Genomic DNA, 19,430 nt, shown 5'->3' with positions numbered 1-19,430 from the left:
TGTTCCGGTTTCTCCGGTTCTCTGGTGTTTGTGGTGGGGGGGGGGGGCGCCCTCCGGGGGCCCCCCCCGCTGTCCCCGGCCGGGGCCGCGCCCCCCCCCCCCCCCCCCCGGGCCCCGCTTCTGTCTGCCCGGAGCACCGCCGCTGTAGGGTTGCGGGTAGACGAGGGGAGTTTCCTGGTGGATGTCGTGGGCGTGCTGCAGTGGGTCGGCGTCATCGTCTGCCTGATCCTCGCGCTGACCGGGTTCATCCCCGTGATCGCGGCGGCGGCGACGTTCTTCGTCATCCCGTTCCACGCCTGGATCAACCACTACAAGAAGGCCGCCCCCTACCTGCCCCGCGTGGCGATCGTCGTCCCGGCCTGGAACGAGGGCGCGGTGATCGGCGCCTCCATCGACCGCCTGATGCAGCTCGACTACCCCAAAGAAGCGCTGCGCATCTACGTGGTCGACGACGCCTCCACCGACGAGACCCCCGATGTCGTGCGTGACCGCGAGGCGCGGTACCCGGGCAACGTGTTCCTGTTGCGCCGCGAGCAGGGCGGCCAGGGCAAGGCGCACACACTGAACCACGGGATCACCCGCATCCTCGACGAGGACTGGATGGAGGCGCTCCTCGTCATGGACGCCGACGTCATCTACCTGCCCGACTCGCTCCGCCGCATGACGCGGCACCTGGCCGATCCCGAAGTGGGCGCCGTCTCGGCGTACATCCGCGAGGGCAGCAGCATCGGGCGCAACTACCTGACCAAGTTCATCGGTGTGGAGTACGTGCTCTCGCAGCCCGCCGCCCGTCGCGCACAGAACGTGCTCGGCGCGCAGGCCTGCCTTGCGGGCGGCGCCCAGCTGCATACCCGCGAGAATCTGGTCGCCATCGGCGGTCGCATCGACACGTCGTCGCTCGCCGAGGACACGATCACGACCTTCGAGACCCAGCTGCACGGACGCAAGGTCGTCTTCGAACCGCACGCGCACGTCCTGGCGGAGGAGCCCAGCAAGGTCGACGCGCTGTGGAAGCAGCGTCTGCGCTGGGCCCGAGGCAACGTCACGGTGACGGCGCGCTATTCGAAAGTGTGGTTCCGGCCGTCGAAGGTGCACCACCTGGGTGCCTGGACCTTCGGCATCGTCTGGTTCAGCCTCTGGCTGCTGCCGCTGATCATGGTGCTCTCGGCCATCGGCCTCGCCGGCCTCCTCTTCCTGCAGTCGCCGTTCGCGACCGGGGTGTTCCGCACCCTCTGGATCAGCGCGGCACTCGCGTACCTCTTCGTGCTGATACTGGGTTCGCTGACCGACAGCAGGACCACGAGACGCGCGATCGGCCACGTCGTCCTGTTCCCCGGCATCATCAACATGCTCGTGATGGTCACAGCGCTCTTCCCGAAGCTCATGCTCGTGTGGCTTCCCGGCCTCTTCGGCGCGACGTTGAGCGACTCGACGGTGTTCGTGCTGACCCTGCTGATCTACATCTGGATCCCGTTCTCGATGCTCGTCGCCTGGCTCGCGCGGCTGGTCGAGAAGCGCAAGGGCCTGCGCTGGCTGGCTCCGGTCTTCATCTACCTGGCCGGGTACGGCTCGCTGCTCTGCGCGATCACCCTCGACTCCTACTTCAAGGAGCTCGCCGGCGCCGAGGCCCGCTGGGACAAGACCGAGAAGGTCGGCCGCGTCGCCGTCTGAGGCCGGCTCGCGAGAGGTGAGCGGTTGCGGGTCGCGAGGGGCTGCGACCCGCGAGAACTCACCTCTCGCGGAACACGCAGGGGTCAGTCGACGATGGTGATCATCACGGGGATGTTGCCACGGGTGGCGTTGGAGTAGGGGCACACGTGGTGGGCCTTCTCGCCGAGCTCCTCGGCGACCTCACGGCTGACGTTGGGCACGTAGACGTCGAGCTCGACCTCCAGCGCGAACCCGCCCTCGCCGTTGGGGCCGATGCCGACGCTGGCCGAGACGGCGGCGTCGGTGGTGTTCTGCTTCTCGGCGCGGCCGACCGCGTGGAGGGCGCTCAGGAAGCATGCGGCGTAACCGGCCGCGAAGAGCTGCTCCGGGTTGGTGCCCTCTCCGGAGCCGCCGAGCTCCTTCGGCGGACGGGTGTCGAGATCGAGCAGATCGTCCTCACTGCGGACATGGCCATCGCGGCCACCTCCGGATGCGTGGGCGATGGCGGTGTATGCGATTTCCATGTGCTCAGCCCACTCCCCCGGTCTGAACGGCGACTGGGAGCCGCGTGAACAGTGCGGGTGTATAAGGCGATAGCGTGGAGACATGAAGGTCCGCGGAATGGTGCAGAGCAGCGAGACCAGCGAGCTGACGGCCGAGGCGGAGGATGCCGAGACCGCGCGTTCGCTCGTCGAGGAGCAGGTGCCGGAGGGCTACGAGCTGCTACGGGTCCACAACGCGATGCCCCGCGGTGGCCGGGTGATCTCGACCGGACTGATCAGGCCTGCGGCCGTCACCGAGATCGAGGCCGACGGTACCGACTACACCTCGGCCCGGGACGCCCTGCGCGCGACCGTGCCCGAGGGTCAGCGTCTGCTGTCCATCACGGTCGTCTCCGAGTAGCGCAGTCCGGCCCGCGGCGTCAGCCGAGCGGCAGATCGACCCCGGCGGCGTCCTCGAGCAAGGGCAGCAATCGCGCGCCCACGCGCGGCGAGCGCGACGCGCGCGTCGGGTGCAGGTGGGTCGGGATGCCCTTGGTGCGGCCGACCGGGCCGATGTAGTCCTCGCCCGTGAGCTCGGCGTCGAGCACCGCGCGCACCGGCGCCCAGGCGCCGTGATCCTTGCCCTGCGTCCATCCGGCCTGCAGGTTGTCGACGAACCTCTTGACCCGGGTCGGCTGGTTGACCCCGCGGATCCCCGGGGTGCGCCCGGAGGTCGAGTACCCGGGATGCACCACCAGGCTCGTCACACCGCTCCCGGCGGCCCGCAAGCGGCGGTCGAGCTCGAACCCGAACGCCTGCGCGGCGATCTTCGACCCCGAGTACGCCCGCCACGAGGTGTAGGAGCGCTCGAGCTGGAGGTCGTCGAGCCGCAGCCTCCCGAGCCGGGTCGCGAGCGAGCCGAGCGACACGATCCGCGCGCCCGGCGTGCGCTCCAGCACGGGGAGGACCCCCGCGACGAGCCGGACATGGCCGATGACGTTGGTCGAGAGGACGAGCTCGTTGCCGACCGCGTCCGTCCGGCGTTCGCGCGGCGGGTGCACGATGCCCGCATTCAGCACGAGGGCATCCACCCGCTCCCGCTCCCGCAGATGCTCGGCGGCCGCGTCGATCGAGGCGCGGTCGGTGACGTCGAGCGGCATGGCCTCCACCCGGGAGCCGGGGACCCGGCGCCGGATGGCCGACACCGCCGCTTCCGCGCGCTCGGGGTCGCGGCACGCGAGGATCACCTGCGCGCCTGCCCGGGCCAGCTGCTCACCCGTGAAGTAGCCCACACCCGCGTTGCCGCCGGTGACGACGACGGTGCGGCCGAGGGCGTCCGGCAGCGCTGTCGGATCCCACACCACGGTGTTACTTGCCGCTCTCGGTGGCGAGGCGCTCGTGGTGGTGGATGACCTCGGCGATGATGAAGTTCAGGAACTTCTCCGCGAACGCCGGGTCGAGATGGCTTTCCTCCGCGAGGGCCCGCAACCGCTGGATCTGCTCCCGCTCGCGTTCCGGATCGGCCGGCGGCAGGCCGTGCTCGGCCTTCAGGGCGCCGACCTGCTGGGTGAACTTGAAGCGTTCGGCCAACATGTGGATGACCGCCGCATCGATGTTGTCGATGCTCTGCCGGATGCTGTGCAACCGCTCCACGGCGGCGGCGTCGGACTCAGTGTCACCCATGCTCCGACACTACCGGGTCAGAGGGTCGGGGACGGTTCCGTGAGCACGCGCGTCAGCACCGGACGGGTGGCGAGCAAGGCGAGCCACACCAGGCCGATGCCGGCGGCGAGGCACCCGACGATCACCGCGATGCTCGCGGGAGCCAGGATGAGGCTGAGCCCGGCGAGCGGGAACACCACCACGCCGGCCACGAGAGCCGAGCCGATCGTCGTGATGCGCAGGGGCGACAGCACGGCGCGGCCGCGTGCGGCATTCATCTCGCCCACCGGCATCCCGAGCCGGTCGAGGCTCACGTAGAGGTCGCGGCGGTCGAGGATCGCGGCGGCTTGATTGACACCGGCCGAGCAGGCGACCATGAGGAACGACGCGACGACGGTGATGAGCACCCCGGTGCGGATGTCGGCGGCGAGCTGGGCGGTCTGGGGATCCGCGTCGCCCACCGAGCCGAGGAGGGCGACGCCCACTCCGGCGAAGACGGCCATGAAGCTGGTCATCGCGACCCCGGAGACCTGCCGCCACGCCGCCTTCGGCGATTCGAGGATGCTCCGCGCGGCGAGGAGCCGGCGTGCGGTACCCGCTCGCCGCGCCTGTCGGGCAGCGAGCACGCGGAGCACCCACGGCCCCACCAGGTTCAGCACCGCGACGGCCCCACCGAAACCGGCGCCGAGCACGGCGATGATGACGGCGACGCTGCCGAGGCTGCCCAGCGCGCTCATGACGGCGTAGACGATGCCGACGACCGCGACCGCGATCACGACGCGCAGCCAGTGCGTGCGCGGCGCGTCCTGGCGGGTCCGCACGCCGAGCGGGGAGAGCACTACCCGGCGCAGCCCGACGACGGCGCTCAGCGCGGCGAGCGCCGCGACGCCCGCGACGGCGAGGGCGATCCATCCCGGACCGAGCAGGACCGACATCCCGAGAGCCGCTCCCCGGAAAGGGATGAGGCCGACGAGGGGCACGGCGACCAGGTAGAGGACGACGCCGGCGAGCGCGCCGAGCACGGCGAGTGCGGTCGACTCGATCACCGTCAGCGCCGTGACCGTGGCGGGGGTCGCGCCGAGCAGCCGGAGGCCGGCGAGCCGGTCGTCGCGGCGGCGTGCGGAGAGCCGGGCGGCCGACCCGCCGAGGGCGACGAGCGGGACGACCAGCAGGGCCAGCGCGATGACGGCGAGCGCCTGGTAGAGCGGGGCGAGCTCGCCCGTCCAGGAGAAGAACGCCTGCGCGCCTCCGGCGACGATGAGCAGCAGGGATGTGACGATCGCGAAGGCCACGACGGGCAGGGAGACGGTCGAGCGGTCCGCGGCGCCGCGACGCGCGAAGAGCCAGGCCAGGCGGAGGGTGGTCATCGCGGCTCCTCCCCTCGCGTGACCGCCTCGTCGACGATGCGGCCGTCGGCCAGCCGCAGCACGCGGGCGCAGCGGGCGGCGACCTCGTCGTCGTGGGTGACCACGACGAGGCTGCGTCCCCGGCCGGTGGTGGAGGCGATCAGCGCGTCCATCACCTCGGCGGAGGTACGCGAGTCCAGGGCGCCGGTCGGCTCGTCCGCGAAGACGACGGAGGCACCCCCGACCTGGGCTCGGGCGATGGCCACCCGCTGCGCCTGCCCGCCCGACAGCTGCCCGATCCGGCGCTGCTCCAGACCGGCGAGCCCGAGGGCCGCCAGCCAGGTCGCGGCGTCCTGCTCTGCGGCCGCACGGGGCGCCCCGCCCAGCATGAGCGGCAGGGCGACGTTCTCGACGGCGGTGAGTTCGGGCAGGAGGAGCCCCTGCTGGAAGACGAAGCCGAACGCCTCCCGACGCAGCCGCGAGCGCTCCGCCTCGCCGAGTGCCGTGACCTGCACCGGCCCGTGCGCGGTCGCGAGCACGACCGAGCCGGTGTCCGGACGGACGATCCCGGCGAGGCAGTGCAGGAGGGTCGTCTTGCCGGATCCGGACGCCCCCATGATCGCGACGGATTCGCCGGGGGCGATGGCGACGTCCACTCCGGCGAGTGCCGCGGCGGCGCCGTAGGTCTTGGTGAGGCCGGTGGCGCTGAGCGCCGGGACGGCAGGGGCGAGTGTGTTCATGCCCCCATGCTCCGTCGACGGCACGGCGGGGCGCATCGTGCGGCGGCGTCATCCTCGGGCGCCGGTGTCATCCTCCCGATGGACGACCGGTCCTCGCGGCGGAGGACGGCCGGTGGGTACGGTGGAGGGGTGAGCCAGAGCAACGAGAACGTGCCCGTCGACGAGCAGTCCGCCCGCGAGGTCGAGGAGGCGGGCCTGCGGCTCGGCCTGGTCGACACCTCCGATGCCGAGGCGTTCGACAAGTGGATCCGCGCCGACTTCCGCGGTTTCCACGGCGGCGCCCCGTCGAAAGAGGTGCTGGAGGAGTCCCGCGGCCATCTCGCCGACCGACGCACGACCGCGGTGTACGACGACGGCATCCCGTCGAAGGAGCCCGTCGGCACTGTGAACTCGTGGATCGCACCCCTGACGGTGCCCGGCGGCGCCCGCGTGAACAGCTGGGCGATCAGCTCGGTGACCGTCGCCCCCACGCACCGGCGCCGCGGCATCGCGCGCGCCCTGCTCGGCGGCGAGCTCCGCGCCGCGCACCGGCTCGGTGTGCCGCTCGCCATCCTGACCGTGTCGGAGTCGGTCATCTATGGCCGGTGGGGGTTCGGGCCCGCCACGTTCGTCAGCGAGTGGCGGATCGACACCAAGCGCGTGCGCTGGGCCGGTGGTCCCACCGTCGGCCGGCTCTCGTTCACCGAGCCCGAGGAGTACCGCGAGACCGGGCGAGCCGTGCTCGACGCCGTGATGGCAGCACGCCCGGGCGAGATCGGGCTCTCCGCCCACCTGGCCGACCGGCTGATCGGCCCGCTGAAGAGCAGCGACAACCCCGAGCGGTACCGGTTGGTGCGCTACGACTCCCCGACGGGCGAACCGGAGGGCTTCGTCAGCTTCGGGGTGAAGGGACACGACGACTTCGTGCGGCACACCGTGGAGGTCAACCACCTCGCCGCCGCGACCGACGAGGCGCTCACCGCGCTCTGGCGCTTCCTGCTCGAGCTCGACCTCGTCTCCGAGGTGCGCGCGTTCACCCGTGGCGTCGACGAGCCGTTGCCTGCACTGGTGTCGGATGTGCGGGGCGCAGCGGTGGCGAGCATCGAGGACCACCTGTGGGTGCGCATCCTGGACGTGCCGGCGGCGCTCACGGCACGCACGTACGAGCACGACGGCGAGCTGGTCCTCGACGTGACGGACGACCTCGGCCTGGCCGGCGGCCGCTACCGCCTGTCGGTGACGGACGGGGTCGCGACGGTGACCGAGACGACGGATGCGGCCGACGTGACGCTGCCGGTCGCCTCGCTCGGGAGCGTGTACCTGGGCCACGACTTCGCCCGCGCCCTCGGGGTCGCCGGCAAGATCGAGGGTGACGTGCTCGCTCTCGACCGCCTGTTCCGGACGGCCGTGCCGCCGCGCCTCAGCACCTGGTTCTGACGCCGAGACGTGAGTGGATGCGGGTGCGGCCGCGACTGCACCCGCATCCACTCACCTCTCGCGAGGCTCAGTCGACGAGGTCGTGGCGCACGACGATCTCGTCGCGGGCCGGGCCCACGCCGATCGCCGAGATGCGGGCGCCGGACATGCGCTCGAGTGTGAGCACGTAGTCCTGCGCGTTCTTCGGCAGGTCGTCGAAGGTGCGGGCACCGCTGATGTCCTCGGTCCAGCCGGGGAACTCCTCGTAGATGGGCACGGCGTGGTGGAAGTCGCTCTGCGACGCGGGGACCTCGTCCACGCGCACGCCGTCGACGTCGTAGGCGACGCAGACCGGGATGCGCTCGATGCCGGTGAGCGTGTCGAGCTTGGTCAGCACGAAGTCCGTGACGCCGTTGATGCGCGCGGTGTAGCGGGCGACGGGCGCGTCGTACCAGCCCGTGCGGCGGGGCCGGCCGGTGGTGGTGCCGAACTCGAAGCCGCGCTCGCGGAGGAACTCGCCCCACTCGTCGAACAGCTCCGTCGGGAACGGGCCGGCGCCGACGCGGGTGGTATACGCCTTGACGATGCCGATGACGCGGTCGATGCGGTTCGGCCCGATGCCGGAGCCGATCGCCGCGCCGCCGGAGGTCGAGCTGGAGGAGGTGACGAACGGGTAGGTGCCGTGGTCGACATCCAGCATCGTCGCCTGGCCGCCCTCGAAGAGCACGTACTTGCCGTCGACCAGGGCCTCGTGCAGCAGCAGCGACGTGTCGGCGACCATGGGGCGCAGGCGGTCCGCGTAGCTCAGGAGCTGCTCGACGATCTCGTCGACCGAGATGGCGCGACGGTTGTAGACCTTCACCAGCAGGTGGTTCTTCTGGTCGAGCGCACCCTCCACCTTCTGGCGCAGGATGTTCTCGTCGAAGATGTCCTGGATGCGGATGCCCACCCGGTTGATCTTGTCGGCGTAGGTGGGGCCGATACCGCGGCCGGTGGTGCCGATCTGACGCTTGCCCAGGAACCGCTCGGTCACCTTGTCGATGGTGCGGTGGTACTGCGTGATCACGTGCGCGTTCGACGACACCTTCAGGCGTGAGACATCGACGCCGCGGGCGATCAGGCCGTCCAGCTCCTCGAAGAGCACCTCGATGTCGACGACGACGCCGTTGGCGATGACCGGGGTCACACCCTCGGTCAGGATCCCCGACGGCAGAAGGTGAAGCGCGTACTTCTCGTCACCGACGACGACCGTGTGACCGGCGTTGTTCCCGCCGTTGAACTTCACGACGTAGTCGATGCGGCTGCCGAGGAGGTCCGTCGCCTTGCCTTTGCCTTCGTCGCCCCACTGGGCGCCGATGATCACGATCGCGGGCACTGTCCACGTCCTCTCGATGGATGGGCGCACCGGTGCGTCACACGGACGACCGCTGCACTCGATCCTATCGCGGCCCGTCTGCGGGGGCGGTCGGGGCCGTCCACGGCGGCCGCCTCTACTTGATCGCCCCCGCCGAGAGCCCCTTCTCGAAGAACTTCTGGAGGCTCAGGTACGCGATGACGATGGGCAGGCAGATCAGCACGAGGGCGGCGAAGATCTTGGGCTGGTCCGATCCATAGGTGCTCGTGAAGTAGAGCGGGATCGTCGTCACCGTCTGCATCGACGGATCGGGCAGGAAGAGCAGCGGCAGGAAGAATTCGTTCCAGGCCTGGAGGAACGTCCACACGATCAGGACCGCGGTGATCGGCTTCGACAGCGGCAGCACGATCCGCACGAGGGCCGTGAAGCTGTTGCAGCCGTCGATCCTCGCCGCCTCCAGCACCTCCTCCGGGATCCCTGCGATGTAGTTGCGGGTCAAGAGGAGGGTGAAGGGGACGATGGTCGTCGCGAGCGGGATGATCACGGCCAGGTAGTTGTTGAACAGGTCCAGCCGTTGCACCATGACGAAGAGCGGCACGATCAGCGCGATCGTCGGGAGCACCAGCCCGACGAGGATGGCGTTGAAGACGAGGCGTTTCGCCGGGAAGTTCATCTTGCCGAACGCGTAGGCGGCGAGCATGGTGAAGACGTAGACCAGCACGATGACCCCGGCCGAGATGATCAGGCTGTTGCCCATCGATTGCAGGAAGGGCGTCTTGGTGAGCACGGCGAGGTAGTTCGCCGCCGCTCCCTCCCCCTCGAACGACTTCGCGACGATCGCGACGAGCGGGAGCAGGAACGGGATGGCGACGAGGGTCGCCACGAGCTGGCACAGGACGCGGGACAGCGTCGTCGGTCGTCCGAACATGTCAGTCCTCTCCGAAGCGGTAAGCGCGGATCTGGATCGAGGTGAAGATCAGCGCGATCACCAGCAGCACGATCGAGAGGGCCGCCGAGTAGCCCGCGTGGTACTGCTCGACGACCTGTTTGTAGATGTAGGTGGTGAGGAACTCTGTGCTGCGGCCCGGACCTCCACCGGTGGTCAGGTACACCAGGTCGAACGTTTTCAGCGCACCGATGCAGCCCGTGAGCGCGAGGGTCGCGTGGGTGCCCTTGAGCTGGGGGAGAAGGATGCGCCGGACGATCTGGAGGCCGCCCGCGCCGTCGATCGCTGCGGCCTCGAAGAGGCTCTGATCGAGCTGGGAGATCGCGGCCTGGTAGAGCAGGAAGCTGAACCCCGTCCACTGCCAGATGTTGATGGCGGCGATCGAGTAGAGGGCGAGGTTCGGGTCGGCCAGCCACGCGGTGTGCGCGTCGATGCCGACCGATCGCAGCAGCTGGTTGAGCGCGCCGTCCGGGCTCATGATCTCCCGGAACGCCGTCGCGACGGCGGCGGGCGCGAGGACGACGGGGAGGAACATGACGATCTTGTAGATCGCCCGGCCGCGGACCGAGTCACTGGCGAGCAGCACCGCCATCACGAGTCCGAGCGCCATCTGGACCACGACGGTGATGACGCCGAACACGGCGACGTGCCCGACCGCCGTCCAGAAGACCGGGTCCTGGGCGATCGCGAGGTAGTTGCCGAAGCCGATCTGCTTCTGGCTGTCGTCGATGCCGTTCCAGTCGAGGGTCGACACCCATCCCGTGTAGCCGATGCCCACGTAGATGATCCCGACCACCAGCAGGAGGGCGGGGAGGATGTACAGCCAGGGCGTGAGCGGCCGCTGTCCGATCGTGCGGATCCCGGTGCGCCGGCGGCGGGGCGGCCTCACCTCGGGTGGAGCAGGCTCGGCGCGGGGCGGGCGGTGCGTGACGGTCGTTGTCATGTGCGTCTCCGAGGGGTGCCCGCGTGCGCGGGCACCCCGTCCTTCCTGATCCGGTAGCGGCTACTTCGCGATGGCGTCGATGGCCTTCTGGACGCTCGCCGCGGCGTCCTCCGGGCTCATCTGACCGCTCGCGACCGAGGAGAGCGCCTGCCCGAGCGCCGTCTGAACGTCGGCGTCCTGGATCTGGCGCGCACCGATCAGGTCGGTGATCTGCTTCGCCTGGTCCTCGAGCGCGGGCTTCTGCACGTCGGGAGCTGCGAGCTCGCTCGCGTCGACCGGCACCGACTTCAGGGCGGGCGTCTGCAGGGTCTTCCCGATCATCGTCTGGGCGGTCTTGCTGGAGGTCAGCCACTGGACGAGCGTGAACGCGGCTTCCTTCACCTTGCTCTTGGCCGAGATGGCCCAGCCGACGTCCGGTCCGCCGAACAGGCGGCCGGTCTCCTTCGCGCCCCCGACGACGTCGGGGAAGGCCGTCGGCACGAACACCTGCGAGGTGATCTGGTCGCCGTAGGTCGGCGCGAGGGACGCGAGGGTCGGCTTCGTCATGTGGTCGTCGTTCCAGGTGCCGAGGGCGATCATCGCCGCGTCGCCCTTGCTGAAGATGTCGCTCACGTCGGGGTACTCGGTCTGGCCGAGGGCTCCGGGCTGGACGATGCCGTCGTCGAAGAGCTGCTTCCAGACCGCGAACGCCTTGACGAAGTCGGCGCTGTCGAATTTCGCCTTGCCCTGGACCGCCTTGTAGAACGTGCCGGGGGTGATCTGGTTGATGATCGACTGGTAGACGTCGATGTTGACCCAGTCGTCCTTGGCTCCCTGCACGAAGCAGGTCTTGCCCAGCGCTGTGATCTTCGTGCAGGCGTCCTTCCATTCGGCGAGCGTGGTGGGCGGCTTCACGCCGGCCTGGTCGAGGATGTTCTTGTTGTACCAGAGGAGTCCGCCGCCGGTGATCATCCACGGGAGGCCGACCTGCTTGCCGTCGACGGCGAGCTGCTGCGTCTCCAGGAGCTGGTCCTTCCAGTCGGCGCCGATGTTCTTCGCCGCCAGCGGGGCGAGGTCCGTGGCGAGCGGGGCGAACTGCGTCGTCAGGGCGCCGACCTGCAGCCCGAAGACGTCGGGACCGGAGTTGCTGGTCGCCGCCAGACGCACGGCGTTGACATAGTCGCTGTACTGGATGAAGCGGTGCTTGATCGTGATGTCCGGGTGTTCCTTCTCGAACGCCGTGATCCACTGCTTGTCCTGGGTGTCGTCCGGGTTCCAGGACCACCAGTTGACGGTGGTCTTGCCGCCGGACGTGTCGGACGAGCCGCTCGACGAGCAGGCGGTCATACCGCCGATGGCGACGGTCGCCGCCGCGGCGGCCGCGACCGCCCGGGTGAGCCACTTACGGGTGCGGGATTCCATGCTGTCTCCATTACTTCGTTGTAGGGGATGGTGCGAGGGGAAGGTTCATCTCAGGGGCGGAGAGCGTTCTCGATCCAGAGCATGCTCGGGCGTTCCACGAGCGCCGTGACCCACTCGGCCGCCTCGCGGTGCTGCGGAGGACGCTTGAACGCGATCGACAGGGTGTGGGCGCCATCCGCGAGCTCGAAGTCGACATACTGCCCGACTGGAGCCATGTGCGGCGCCGGGAAGAACAGGGCGCTGCCCTGCGCGCCGTGCAGGAACTCACCGTCGATCCAGACGCGGTAGTCCTCGGTGCTGTTGACCATCAGCCGGACGTCGCGGCGGCCGTGGCCGTCGAGCGCGTACTCGACCATGAGCAGGCGGTCCTCGAAGTCGGTACGCGCGCGGCGCACCCACGTTCCCGGCAGCTGGGCGTCGACGTAGTCGAGCTCGGGCAGGGCTCCGCCGATCTGCGGGAGCTCGGATTGGTCGCGCTGGTCCCAGCGCTCGGCGGAGAACACCGTGTTGAAGTGCGCGAGTCGGACCGGGATGCGCCGGCTGGCCGGATCGAACGGCGCGCTCGTGGCGTCGGGCGCGACGCCCCCCAGCCGCGTGCCGAGGCTCAGCACGAGATCGGTGAACTCGTCGAGCGTTGCGGGGTGCTCGAGATCGACGATCTCCGAGTTGAGCACGAGGTCGTTGCCGATGGGCGCGAGCCAGCGCTCCTCGATGCCGGTCGGGTCGAGGATGCCCAGCAGCGCGCCGACCGACGCGGTCGAGCTGTCGCAGTCCTCTCCGCAGTTGTTGGTGATGAGGATGGCCTCCGAGAAGTCGCGGCCGTGCAACCAGCCGAGGATCACGAAGCCGGTGTTCTGGCGCACGTCCGTGAAGTCCTGACTGCCGTACTTCTCGACGATGAGGGCGCGCACGTCGCGCCAATCGGTGTGCTCGCGCGCCCAGCGGCGGGTGTCGACGACGACGGAGGCGATGCCGCTGTCGCCCGGGATCCCGGCGAGGGCGCCGTCGATGAGCGCATCCACGTCGGACTCGACGAAGGCGAGCGACTGCAGGCGGGCCAGGAACTGCGCGGCGTAGACGCCGTCGCCGTCATGGTCGAAGCAGGCGTCCTCGTAGGCGTAGGCCGCCGCGAGATCGGGGTCGCCCGGCGCGAGGCAGGCCCAGATCTCCGAGCGGATCGCCGCACCCTCGCCGCAGGTGAACCAGTTGTCGAACGAGCCCGTGTACGGCGGCTCGAGCCCCTCCGCCAGGTTGCGGACGGCGACGCCGTACTCGTTCCAGGGGAACAGCACGTGCTTGCGCCAGGCGTCGGCGAGGATGTGCCGGTCGACGCGGGGCACGTCCAGCGCGTCGAGCACCGCCGCGTAGACGACCTGGAGGTCGAGGTCGTCGTTCGGCACCATCTCGTCGGGGACGGGGAAGTAGAAGTCGGCATCGATCGGACCGGACAGCCCTTCGAAGGTCTGCCCGAGCGTCCCTCCCACGGCTTTGCCGAGCCAGCATCCTTGGATGCGATCACGCACCGAAGGGATCAGATCGGTCGGGGCGAGTGTCGTCATGGTTCTCCTTCGAACGGACTGCCGATGCGGCGGTGAACCATTTCACCGTCGATGTGGTGAATCATTTCACCGACACCGCTATCCTGTCAACGTACGGATGCGCCGACCCGGCTCTCCGCGACGGTTCCGCAGAGGAAAGGGGCAGCGATGGCGGCACGATCCAGCATCCGCGACGTCGCCGAGCGGGCTGCCGTCTCCATCGGCACCGTGTCGAACTACCTGAACGACACGAAGCCGATCGCCCCTGCGACCGCAGAGCGCATCCGCACCGCCATCGACGACCTCGGCTTCATTCCGAACGCGGCCGTCCGCGTGATGCAGGGCGCACGCAGCCCGGCCCTGGCATTCCTCGTCCCCGATCTCTCCAATCCATTCCTCGCCGAGGTGAGTCGGGGGATCGAGGACGTCGCACTCGAGCGCGGTCACATCGTCATCACCTGCAACACGGACGGCGACCTCGACCGCGAGCAGCGGTTCGCCCAGGTGCTCGCCGAGATGCGGGTGGCGGGTGCCATCACCATGGCGATGACGGCGGAGGGCGAGCCCCTGCAGCTGGTGAAGGACAGCGGTGCGCGCGTCGTGCTCGTCGGATCGCACTCGAACGAGTACATCTCGGTGAACATCGACAATCCGCTCGCCGGCTACCTCGCGATGCAGCACCTCCTGGACCGCGGGCACCGCCGCTGCGTGTTCTTCGGCGGCCCGGGAGCCGCGCCGCAGATCACCGAGCGCCTCGACGGCATCCAGGACGCCGTCCGCGATGCCGGCGCGACGGTCGAGATCTCCCGGTTCGACGCGACCGGGAACGACATGGCGTCACGCCTGCGCGCGGCCGAGACGCTGCTCGACGACCTTGACGGCGCGACCGCGGCGATCTGCGCCAACGACCTCCTCGCCCTCGCGCTCGAGACCGCCGCGCTCCGCCGCGGGATCCGTGTCCCGCAGGATCTGGCGATCATCGGATACGACGACATCGACGACGCGATCTCGGCCGTCGTGCCTCTGACCTCCGTGCACCACTCCGGCCGGGAGCTCGGCGCCCACGCCGCCGCGCTCGCACTCGGGCTGGACGAGGACCTCCGGCCGGTCTCGCCTCCTCGTCTGGTGGTGCGCGAGTCCACGTGAGGCGCCGCGCGGGTCGTCCGCCTGGCCCATTGCCGCGGAGCTGAGGAAAGTTCTACATTGGCGCCGTGGCGTCCTTCCTGTACGCGCTGGGCCGGTTCGCCTTCCGGCGGCGCCGGAGGGTCCTCGCGCTCTGGCTGCTGGTCGCGCTGCTGATCGGCGCGGGGGGCGCGCTGCTGAGCCACGGCACCGACAACACGTTCAGCATCCCGGGCACCGAGTCGCAGGAGGCGCTGGACGCCCTGGCCCGCACGTTCCCCGAAGTCAGCGGTGCGTCCGCACAGCTGATCGCCGTCGCACCGCCGGGCGGCAGCGTCGAGGACCCCGCGTTCGAGTCGGCCGTCGGACAGTCGGTGGCGGCGATCGCGCGCATCCCGCAGGTGACGAGCGCGTCGTCGCCCTACACGGGCCCGTCGACGGGCAACGTCAGTGCGGACGGTTCGGCGGCACTCGTGCCGATCCAGCTCTCTGTCGCCGCCACCGCTGTGCAGCCGGCGACGATGGATGCGCTCCAGCAGGCCGGCACAGACCTCCTGAAGCAGCTGCCCGCCGGGTCGGAGGTCGCGGTCGGCGGTCAGGTCTTCTCGCAGTCCGCTGCGGGCATCAGCGTGACGGAACTGCTCGGCATCCTCGTCGCCTTCGTCGTCCTGCTCTTCACGTTCGCCTCGGTCGTCGCGGCGGGGATGCCGCTCGTGACGGCCCTGCTGGGATCGCTGATCTCGCTCTCGCTGATCTTCGCGGCGACGCACTGGCTCACCATCGCGTCCACCACGCCCCTGCTCGCCCTCATGCTCGGTCTGGCGGTGGGCATCGACTACGCGCTGTTCATCATCTCCCGGCACCAGGAGCAGCTGAAGCACGGGATGGATCCGGAGGAGTCCGCCGCCCGGGCCGTGGCGACGGCCGGCTCCGCGGTCGTGTTCGCGGCCGTCACGGTCATCATCGCCCTGCTCGGTCTGGCGGTCGCGGGCATCCCCTTCCTGACGACGATGGGGGTGGCCGCGGCCCTCGGCGTCGCCGTCGCCGTCCTGCTCTCGACCACGCTCACGCCGGCGCTGCTCGGCTTCGGCGGCATCAGAGTGGTGGCCAAACGGTACCGCGGCGGACCGCCCCGGGCTCCGAAGAAGCGACGGCAGAACCGGGCGAAGGCGGCGGCACCGAAGCGACCACGCTCCGAGCATCCCATCGCCCTGGGCTGGGTGCGCACGATCACCCGCTGGCCGCTCGTCACCGTGCTGGCGGTCGTCGTGCTGCTCGGGCTGGCGACGGTGCCGGCCGCATCGCTGCGGCTGTCCCTTCCCGACGCGGGCTCGCTGGACGAGCAGGAGCCCGCCCGCATCACCTACGACCTCATCGCCGATCATTTCGGCCCGGGATACAACGGCCCCCTGATCGTCACCGGATCGGTCATCGGCAGCAGCGATCCCGTCGGACTGATGAACCAGCTGGCCGAGCAGCTGCGCGCGGTGCCGGGTGTCGCCGCCGTACCGCTCGCCACACCCAACCCCGACGGCGACACGGGGATCGCGCAGGTCGTCCCGACGGGCGCACCCGACTCCGAGCAGACGCAGACCCTCGTCGCGACGCTGCGCTCGATGCACGACCACTTCGAGCGGGAGTTCGGCATCGACCTCTCGGTCACCGGCTACACCGCGGCCGGCATCGACATCTCCGAGCGGCTGGCGGGCGCCCTGCTCCCGTTCGCCCTCCTCGTGGTGGGGCTCTCGCTCGTGCTGCTGGCGATGGTGTTCCGGTCGATCGTCGTGCCGGTGACCGCCGCTCTCGGCTATCTCTTGAGCATCGGTGCGGCCTTCGGGGTGTCGAGCCTGGTGTTCATGAGCGGGTGGCTGGCGGGCCCCCTCCACGTCGCGCACGTCGGCTCGATCATCAGTTTCATGCCGATCATCCTGATGGGCGTGCTGTTCGGGCTCGCGATGGACTACGAGGTGTTCCTGGCCAGCCGGATGCGGGAGGAGCACGTGCGCGGAGCGACGCCGAAAGAGGCCGTCCACGGCGGATTCGTCGGCTCCGCCCGGGTCGTGACCGCCGCCGCCGCGATCATGTTCGCCGTCTTCGCCGCCTTCGTCCCCGAGGGCGACGCCTCCATCCAGCCCATCGCCGTCGGCCTGGCGGTGGGCGTCGTGGTGGACGCGTTCGTCGTGCGCATGACGCTCATCCCGGCCGTGCTCGTGCTGTTCGGGCGCACGGCCTGGTGGATGCCGCGGTGGCTCGAGCGGGCCCTCCCCCATTTCGACATCGAGGGGGACACCCTCCGGCAGGAGTTGGAGGCGGCCGACTGGCCCGAGCCGGGCGAGCGCATCGCCATCGCGGCCGAGGGAGCGCGGATGGGCGGGCACGACCGCGCGCTCGCGACCGTCGACGCAGTCGTCCCGGCGGGGGACGTGTTGCTGGTGCGGGAGGAGGATCCCGCCTCGGTGGAGGCGGCGCTGTTCGGGCTCGCGGGCCGTGGGCCGGTGTCGGGCGGGCGGCTCAAGGTGGCCGGCCTGCTGCTGCCGGTGCGGCGCAGTGCGGTGCGCGCCCGCGTCGGCGTCGCGCGCGTCGGCGACGGCGCCGACCCGATCGTCGCCGTGCGGATCGCGCTCACCGGCGACCCGCGCATCCTCGTCGTCGTCGGGGCCGACCGCACCGCGGGCGAGGCCGCCTGGGCCGAGCTCGCCGTCGCCCTCGACCAGGCCTGGACCGACGCCCGCGACGCGGGCCGACCGCTCACGCTCGTGCTCGGCGGCGGCCCGACCGTCGATCTCGACGCGCTCGTGCCGCTCGGCGCGGTGCGCCACCTCTCGTCGACTCCTGTCGCACCCCTCGAGGAACCGGAGCTCCAGCCATGAGACGCACACCCTTCTCCGCTCGAGCCGGGACGGAACGTCTCGCACCGCTGACCCTGGTCGGACTCGCGCTCGTCCCCCTGGTCGCCCTCGGCGTGCTCGCCTGGGCGCTCTGGGCTCCCGGTCAGGACCTCGACCGCGTGACCGCGGCGATCGTCAACGACGACACCCCCGTGACCGTCGACGGGCAGACCGTGCCGCTCGGCCGGCAGTTCGCCGGCGCCCTGCTCTCCGGCGGTAGCGCCGCCGTGTCGGGAGGGTCGTCGCCCAGCCCGACGCAGACGGCGACACCCACGGCGACTCCCTCCGCCGCGCCCTCCGCCACAGCCTCCGCGGCACCGGCGGGCTCCGTCGCCGAACCGCCGCCCTCGGACGACGCGCAGAACTTCGACTGGGTGCTCACCAACGACGGCGAGGCCGCCACCGGATTGGCGAGCGGACGCTATGCGGCGGTCGTCACCATCCCCTCGTCCTTCTCGGCGAACGCGCTGTCGTTCTCGGGGCCGCCCACCCAGGCGAAACAGGCGTCGATCACCGTGCGGACCGGCGCCGCCGTCTCCCTGCTCGACCCCGCTCTGACCGCCGCGCTCACCCAGACCGCGACCGCGGCGCTCGGGCGGCAGCTCACCGTGCAGTACCTGACCAACGTCTACCAGGGGTTCAACACGATCAACGCGCAGATCGGAACGGCCGCCTCGGGCGCGACGAGCCTGGCGAGCGGCGCCGATTCGCTGAACCAGGGCACGCAGCAGCTCGCCTCCGGGGCCGCGAGTCTCGCCACGGGAACGCAGACACTCGATGCGGGAGCGCAATCGCTCGCGGCAGGGCTCGCGACGCTGAGCGATCAGACCGCGGCGCTCCCGGCACAGTCCGCGCAGCTCGCGCGCGGAGCTGCGGCCGTGGCCGGGGCGACGGATGCCGCAGCGGCGAAGGCGAGCGCGACCGTCGCCTCCCTCACCCAGGTCCAGTCGCAGGTCTGCCCCGGTCCGCTCTGCTCAGCGGTGACGGACGCGCTCACGACGGCGACGGCGGCGAGCGACGGGATCGGGACGCTGGACACGGTCGCCGACGGCGTCGCGACCGGCAATCAGCAGCTCGCCGCGGCGCTCCCGCGCGTGGTGGACGGGATCGACCAGTCCGCGAGCGGAGCCGCACAGCTGGCGAGCGGGACCGCCCAGACCAGCAGCGGCGCGGCCTCCCTCAGCACCGGCGCCGCCTCGGCCGCGGCCGGGGCCGCGCAGGTCGACACCGGGGCGCAGCAGCTCGCGGGCGGTCTCGACACCGCCGTGAAGAGCATCCCCACCTACTCGGACGCCGACATCGCCACGCTGACCGGCGTGGTGTCGCAGCCCGTGGTCGCGACCCAGAAGGCACCGCCTCCGGGGGTCGCGACCGTGCCGCTGTTCCTCGTGCTCGCGCTCTGGATCGGCGCCCTGGTCACGGCCTACGCGCGCCGCGCCGTCCCGGGCCGCGATCTGATGACCACGCTCCCCTCGCTGCGCATCGCACTGCGCAGTGCCGGCGTCACGGCGCTGATCGGAGCGGGAGAAGGGTTGCTCGCCGCCGGCCTCGCCCAGTTCTGGCTCGGCCTGCGACCGGACATCTGGCTGGAGCTGGCCATCGCCGGGGCCGTGATCGGCGCGGTCTTCTGCCTCATCAACCAGGCGCTGGCGGCGGCGTTCGGGGGCGTCGGACGGCTGCTCGCCCTGATCGCCGGTCTGCTGGCCCTGGTGGCCGGGATGTCGTCGACCGTCCCTCCACCGGTCGCCTCCCTTGCCGCCGCACTGCCGACCGCACCCGCGCTGTCCGCGTTGCGCGCGATCGCCTCGGGGTCGGCCGGAGGGTCGTGGGGGGATGTGGGACTCCTGCTCCTGACGGCGGTGGCGGCGTTCGCGCTGCTCTTCGCCGCGATCGGGGCACGGCGCACGGTCCGGCTCCGGGAGCTCGCGCCGCAGCCGCTCTGACGATCATCCATTAAGTTGCA

Annotated in this window: 16 protein-coding genes; 6 read left to right on the top strand and 10 right to left on the bottom strand. The window is 70.7% G+C overall.

Annotated features, from left to right (window positions below):
* Nucleotides 1–192 precede the first annotated feature (192 nt).
* A complete protein-coding gene (locus tag ACFVU2_RS06770; protein WP_387872404.1) occupies nt 193–1,671 on the top strand; it encodes a glycosyltransferase in 1,479 nt (492 codons plus the stop codon).
* Between the two features lie 83 nt (nt 1,672–1,754).
* Here ACFVU2_RS06770 and ACFVU2_RS06765 read toward each other — a convergent pair whose 3' ends face one another.
* Nucleotides 1,755–2,174, bottom strand: a complete 420-nt coding sequence (locus tag ACFVU2_RS06765) for an organic hydroperoxide resistance protein (protein ID WP_387872368.1) — start codon at nt 2,172–2,174, stop codon at nt 1,755–1,757.
* Between the two features lie 82 nt (nt 2,175–2,256).
* Here ACFVU2_RS06765 and ACFVU2_RS06760 point away from each other — a divergent pair, with 82 nt between their 5' ends.
* A complete protein-coding gene (locus ACFVU2_RS06760; RefSeq protein ID WP_387872366.1) occupies nt 2,257–2,553 on the top strand; it encodes a hypothetical protein in 297 nt (98 codons plus the stop codon).
* Nucleotides 2,554–2,572: 19 nt separating this feature from the next.
* Here ACFVU2_RS06760 and ACFVU2_RS06755 read toward each other — a convergent pair whose 3' ends face one another.
* Genes ACFVU2_RS06755 through ACFVU2_RS06740 form a run of 4 tightly spaced genes read right to left on the bottom strand, consistent with a single transcriptional unit; the run spans nt 2,573 to nt 5,880 of the window.
* The gene (locus tag ACFVU2_RS06755; RefSeq protein ID WP_387872364.1) at nt 2,573–3,493 is read right to left on the bottom strand and encodes an SDR family NAD(P)-dependent oxidoreductase; all 921 of its coding nucleotides are present in this window, start codon (nt 3,491–3,493) and stop codon (nt 2,573–2,575) included.
* A gap of 7 nt (nt 3,494–3,500) precedes the next feature.
* Entirely contained in the window at nt 3,501–3,815 is a 315-nt protein-coding gene (locus ACFVU2_RS06750; protein ID WP_387872362.1) for a chorismate mutase, read from the bottom strand.
* 17 nt (nt 3,816–3,832) lie between these two features.
* On the bottom strand, nt 3,833–5,161 hold the full coding sequence (locus tag ACFVU2_RS06745; RefSeq protein ID WP_387872360.1) for a permease: 1,329 nt from the start codon (nt 5,159–5,161) through the stop codon (nt 3,833–3,835).
* A complete protein-coding gene (locus ACFVU2_RS06740; RefSeq protein WP_387872358.1) occupies nt 5,158–5,880 on the bottom strand; it encodes an ABC transporter ATP-binding protein in 723 nt (240 codons plus the stop codon). The genes ACFVU2_RS06745 and ACFVU2_RS06740 overlap by 4 nt, the downstream gene beginning before the upstream one ends.
* A 129-nt stretch (nt 5,881–6,009) precedes the next feature.
* On the opposite strand from ACFVU2_RS06740, the gene ACFVU2_RS06735 reads away from it, so the two are divergent.
* Nucleotides 6,010–7,296: a GNAT family N-acetyltransferase gene (locus ACFVU2_RS06735; RefSeq protein ID WP_387872357.1), complete on the top strand. Its 1,287-nt coding sequence runs from the start codon at nt 6,010–6,012 to the stop codon at nt 7,294–7,296.
* A gap of 67 nt (nt 7,297–7,363) precedes the next feature.
* On the opposite strand, the gene ACFVU2_RS06730 is transcribed toward ACFVU2_RS06735, so the two are convergent.
* The 5 genes from ACFVU2_RS06730 to ACFVU2_RS06710 all read right to left on the bottom strand — a co-directional run bounded on the left by ACFVU2_RS06730 (nt 7,364) and on the right by ACFVU2_RS06710 (nt 13,478).
* A complete protein-coding gene (locus tag ACFVU2_RS06730; protein ID WP_387872355.1) occupies nt 7,364–8,650 on the bottom strand; it encodes an adenylosuccinate synthase in 1,287 nt (428 codons plus the stop codon).
* A 115-nt stretch (nt 8,651–8,765) separates the two neighbouring features.
* Nucleotides 8,766–9,557 carry a carbohydrate ABC transporter permease gene (locus tag ACFVU2_RS06725; RefSeq protein WP_387872353.1) on the bottom strand — a complete coding sequence of 264 codons (792 nt, stop codon included), beginning with the start codon at nt 9,555–9,557 and terminating at the stop codon, nt 8,766–8,768.
* A 1-nt stretch (nt 9,558) separates the two neighbouring features.
* Complete coding sequence (locus tag ACFVU2_RS06720; protein WP_387872351.1) at nt 9,559–10,518, bottom strand: carbohydrate ABC transporter permease; 960 nt, start codon at nt 10,516–10,518, stop codon at nt 9,559–9,561.
* Nucleotides 10,519–10,578: 60 nt separating this feature from the next.
* Nucleotides 10,579–11,919, bottom strand: a complete 1,341-nt coding sequence (locus ACFVU2_RS06715; RefSeq protein ID WP_387872349.1) for an ABC transporter substrate-binding protein — start codon at nt 11,917–11,919, stop codon at nt 10,579–10,581.
* A gap of 50 nt (nt 11,920–11,969) precedes the next feature.
* Nucleotides 11,970–13,478, bottom strand: coding sequence for an ADP-ribosylglycohydrolase family protein (locus tag ACFVU2_RS06710; RefSeq protein ID WP_387872348.1), 1,509 nt, complete (start codon nt 13,476–13,478; stop codon nt 11,970–11,972).
* A gap of 147 nt (nt 13,479–13,625) precedes the next feature.
* Between ACFVU2_RS06710 and ACFVU2_RS06705 the strand changes: the two genes are divergently transcribed.
* From ACFVU2_RS06705 to ACFVU2_RS06695, 3 genes are all read left to right on the top strand, one after another.
* A complete protein-coding gene (locus tag ACFVU2_RS06705; protein WP_387872346.1) occupies nt 13,626–14,603 on the top strand; it encodes a LacI family DNA-binding transcriptional regulator in 978 nt (325 codons plus the stop codon).
* A gap of 65 nt (nt 14,604–14,668) precedes the next feature.
* Nucleotides 14,669–17,449 carry an MMPL family transporter gene (locus ACFVU2_RS06700; protein WP_387872344.1) on the top strand — a complete coding sequence of 927 codons (2,781 nt, stop codon included), beginning with the start codon at nt 14,669–14,671 and terminating at the stop codon, nt 17,447–17,449.
* Nucleotides 17,446–19,410: a YhgE/Pip domain-containing protein gene (locus ACFVU2_RS06695; protein ID WP_387872342.1), complete on the top strand. Its 1,965-nt coding sequence runs from the start codon at nt 17,446–17,448 to the stop codon at nt 19,408–19,410. Before ACFVU2_RS06700 ends, ACFVU2_RS06695 begins: the two co-directional genes overlap by 4 nt.
* The last annotated feature ends 20 nt before the right edge of the window (nt 19,411–19,430 follow it).

The organism is Leifsonia sp. NPDC058194 (genome assembly GCF_042883605.1).
In the GTDB taxonomy this organism is placed as follows: domain Bacteria; phylum Actinomycetota; class Actinomycetes; order Actinomycetales; family Microbacteriaceae; genus Leifsonia.
Note: the sequence above shows the minus strand (reverse complement) of the source record. Positions and strands in the feature narration are given on the sequence as shown.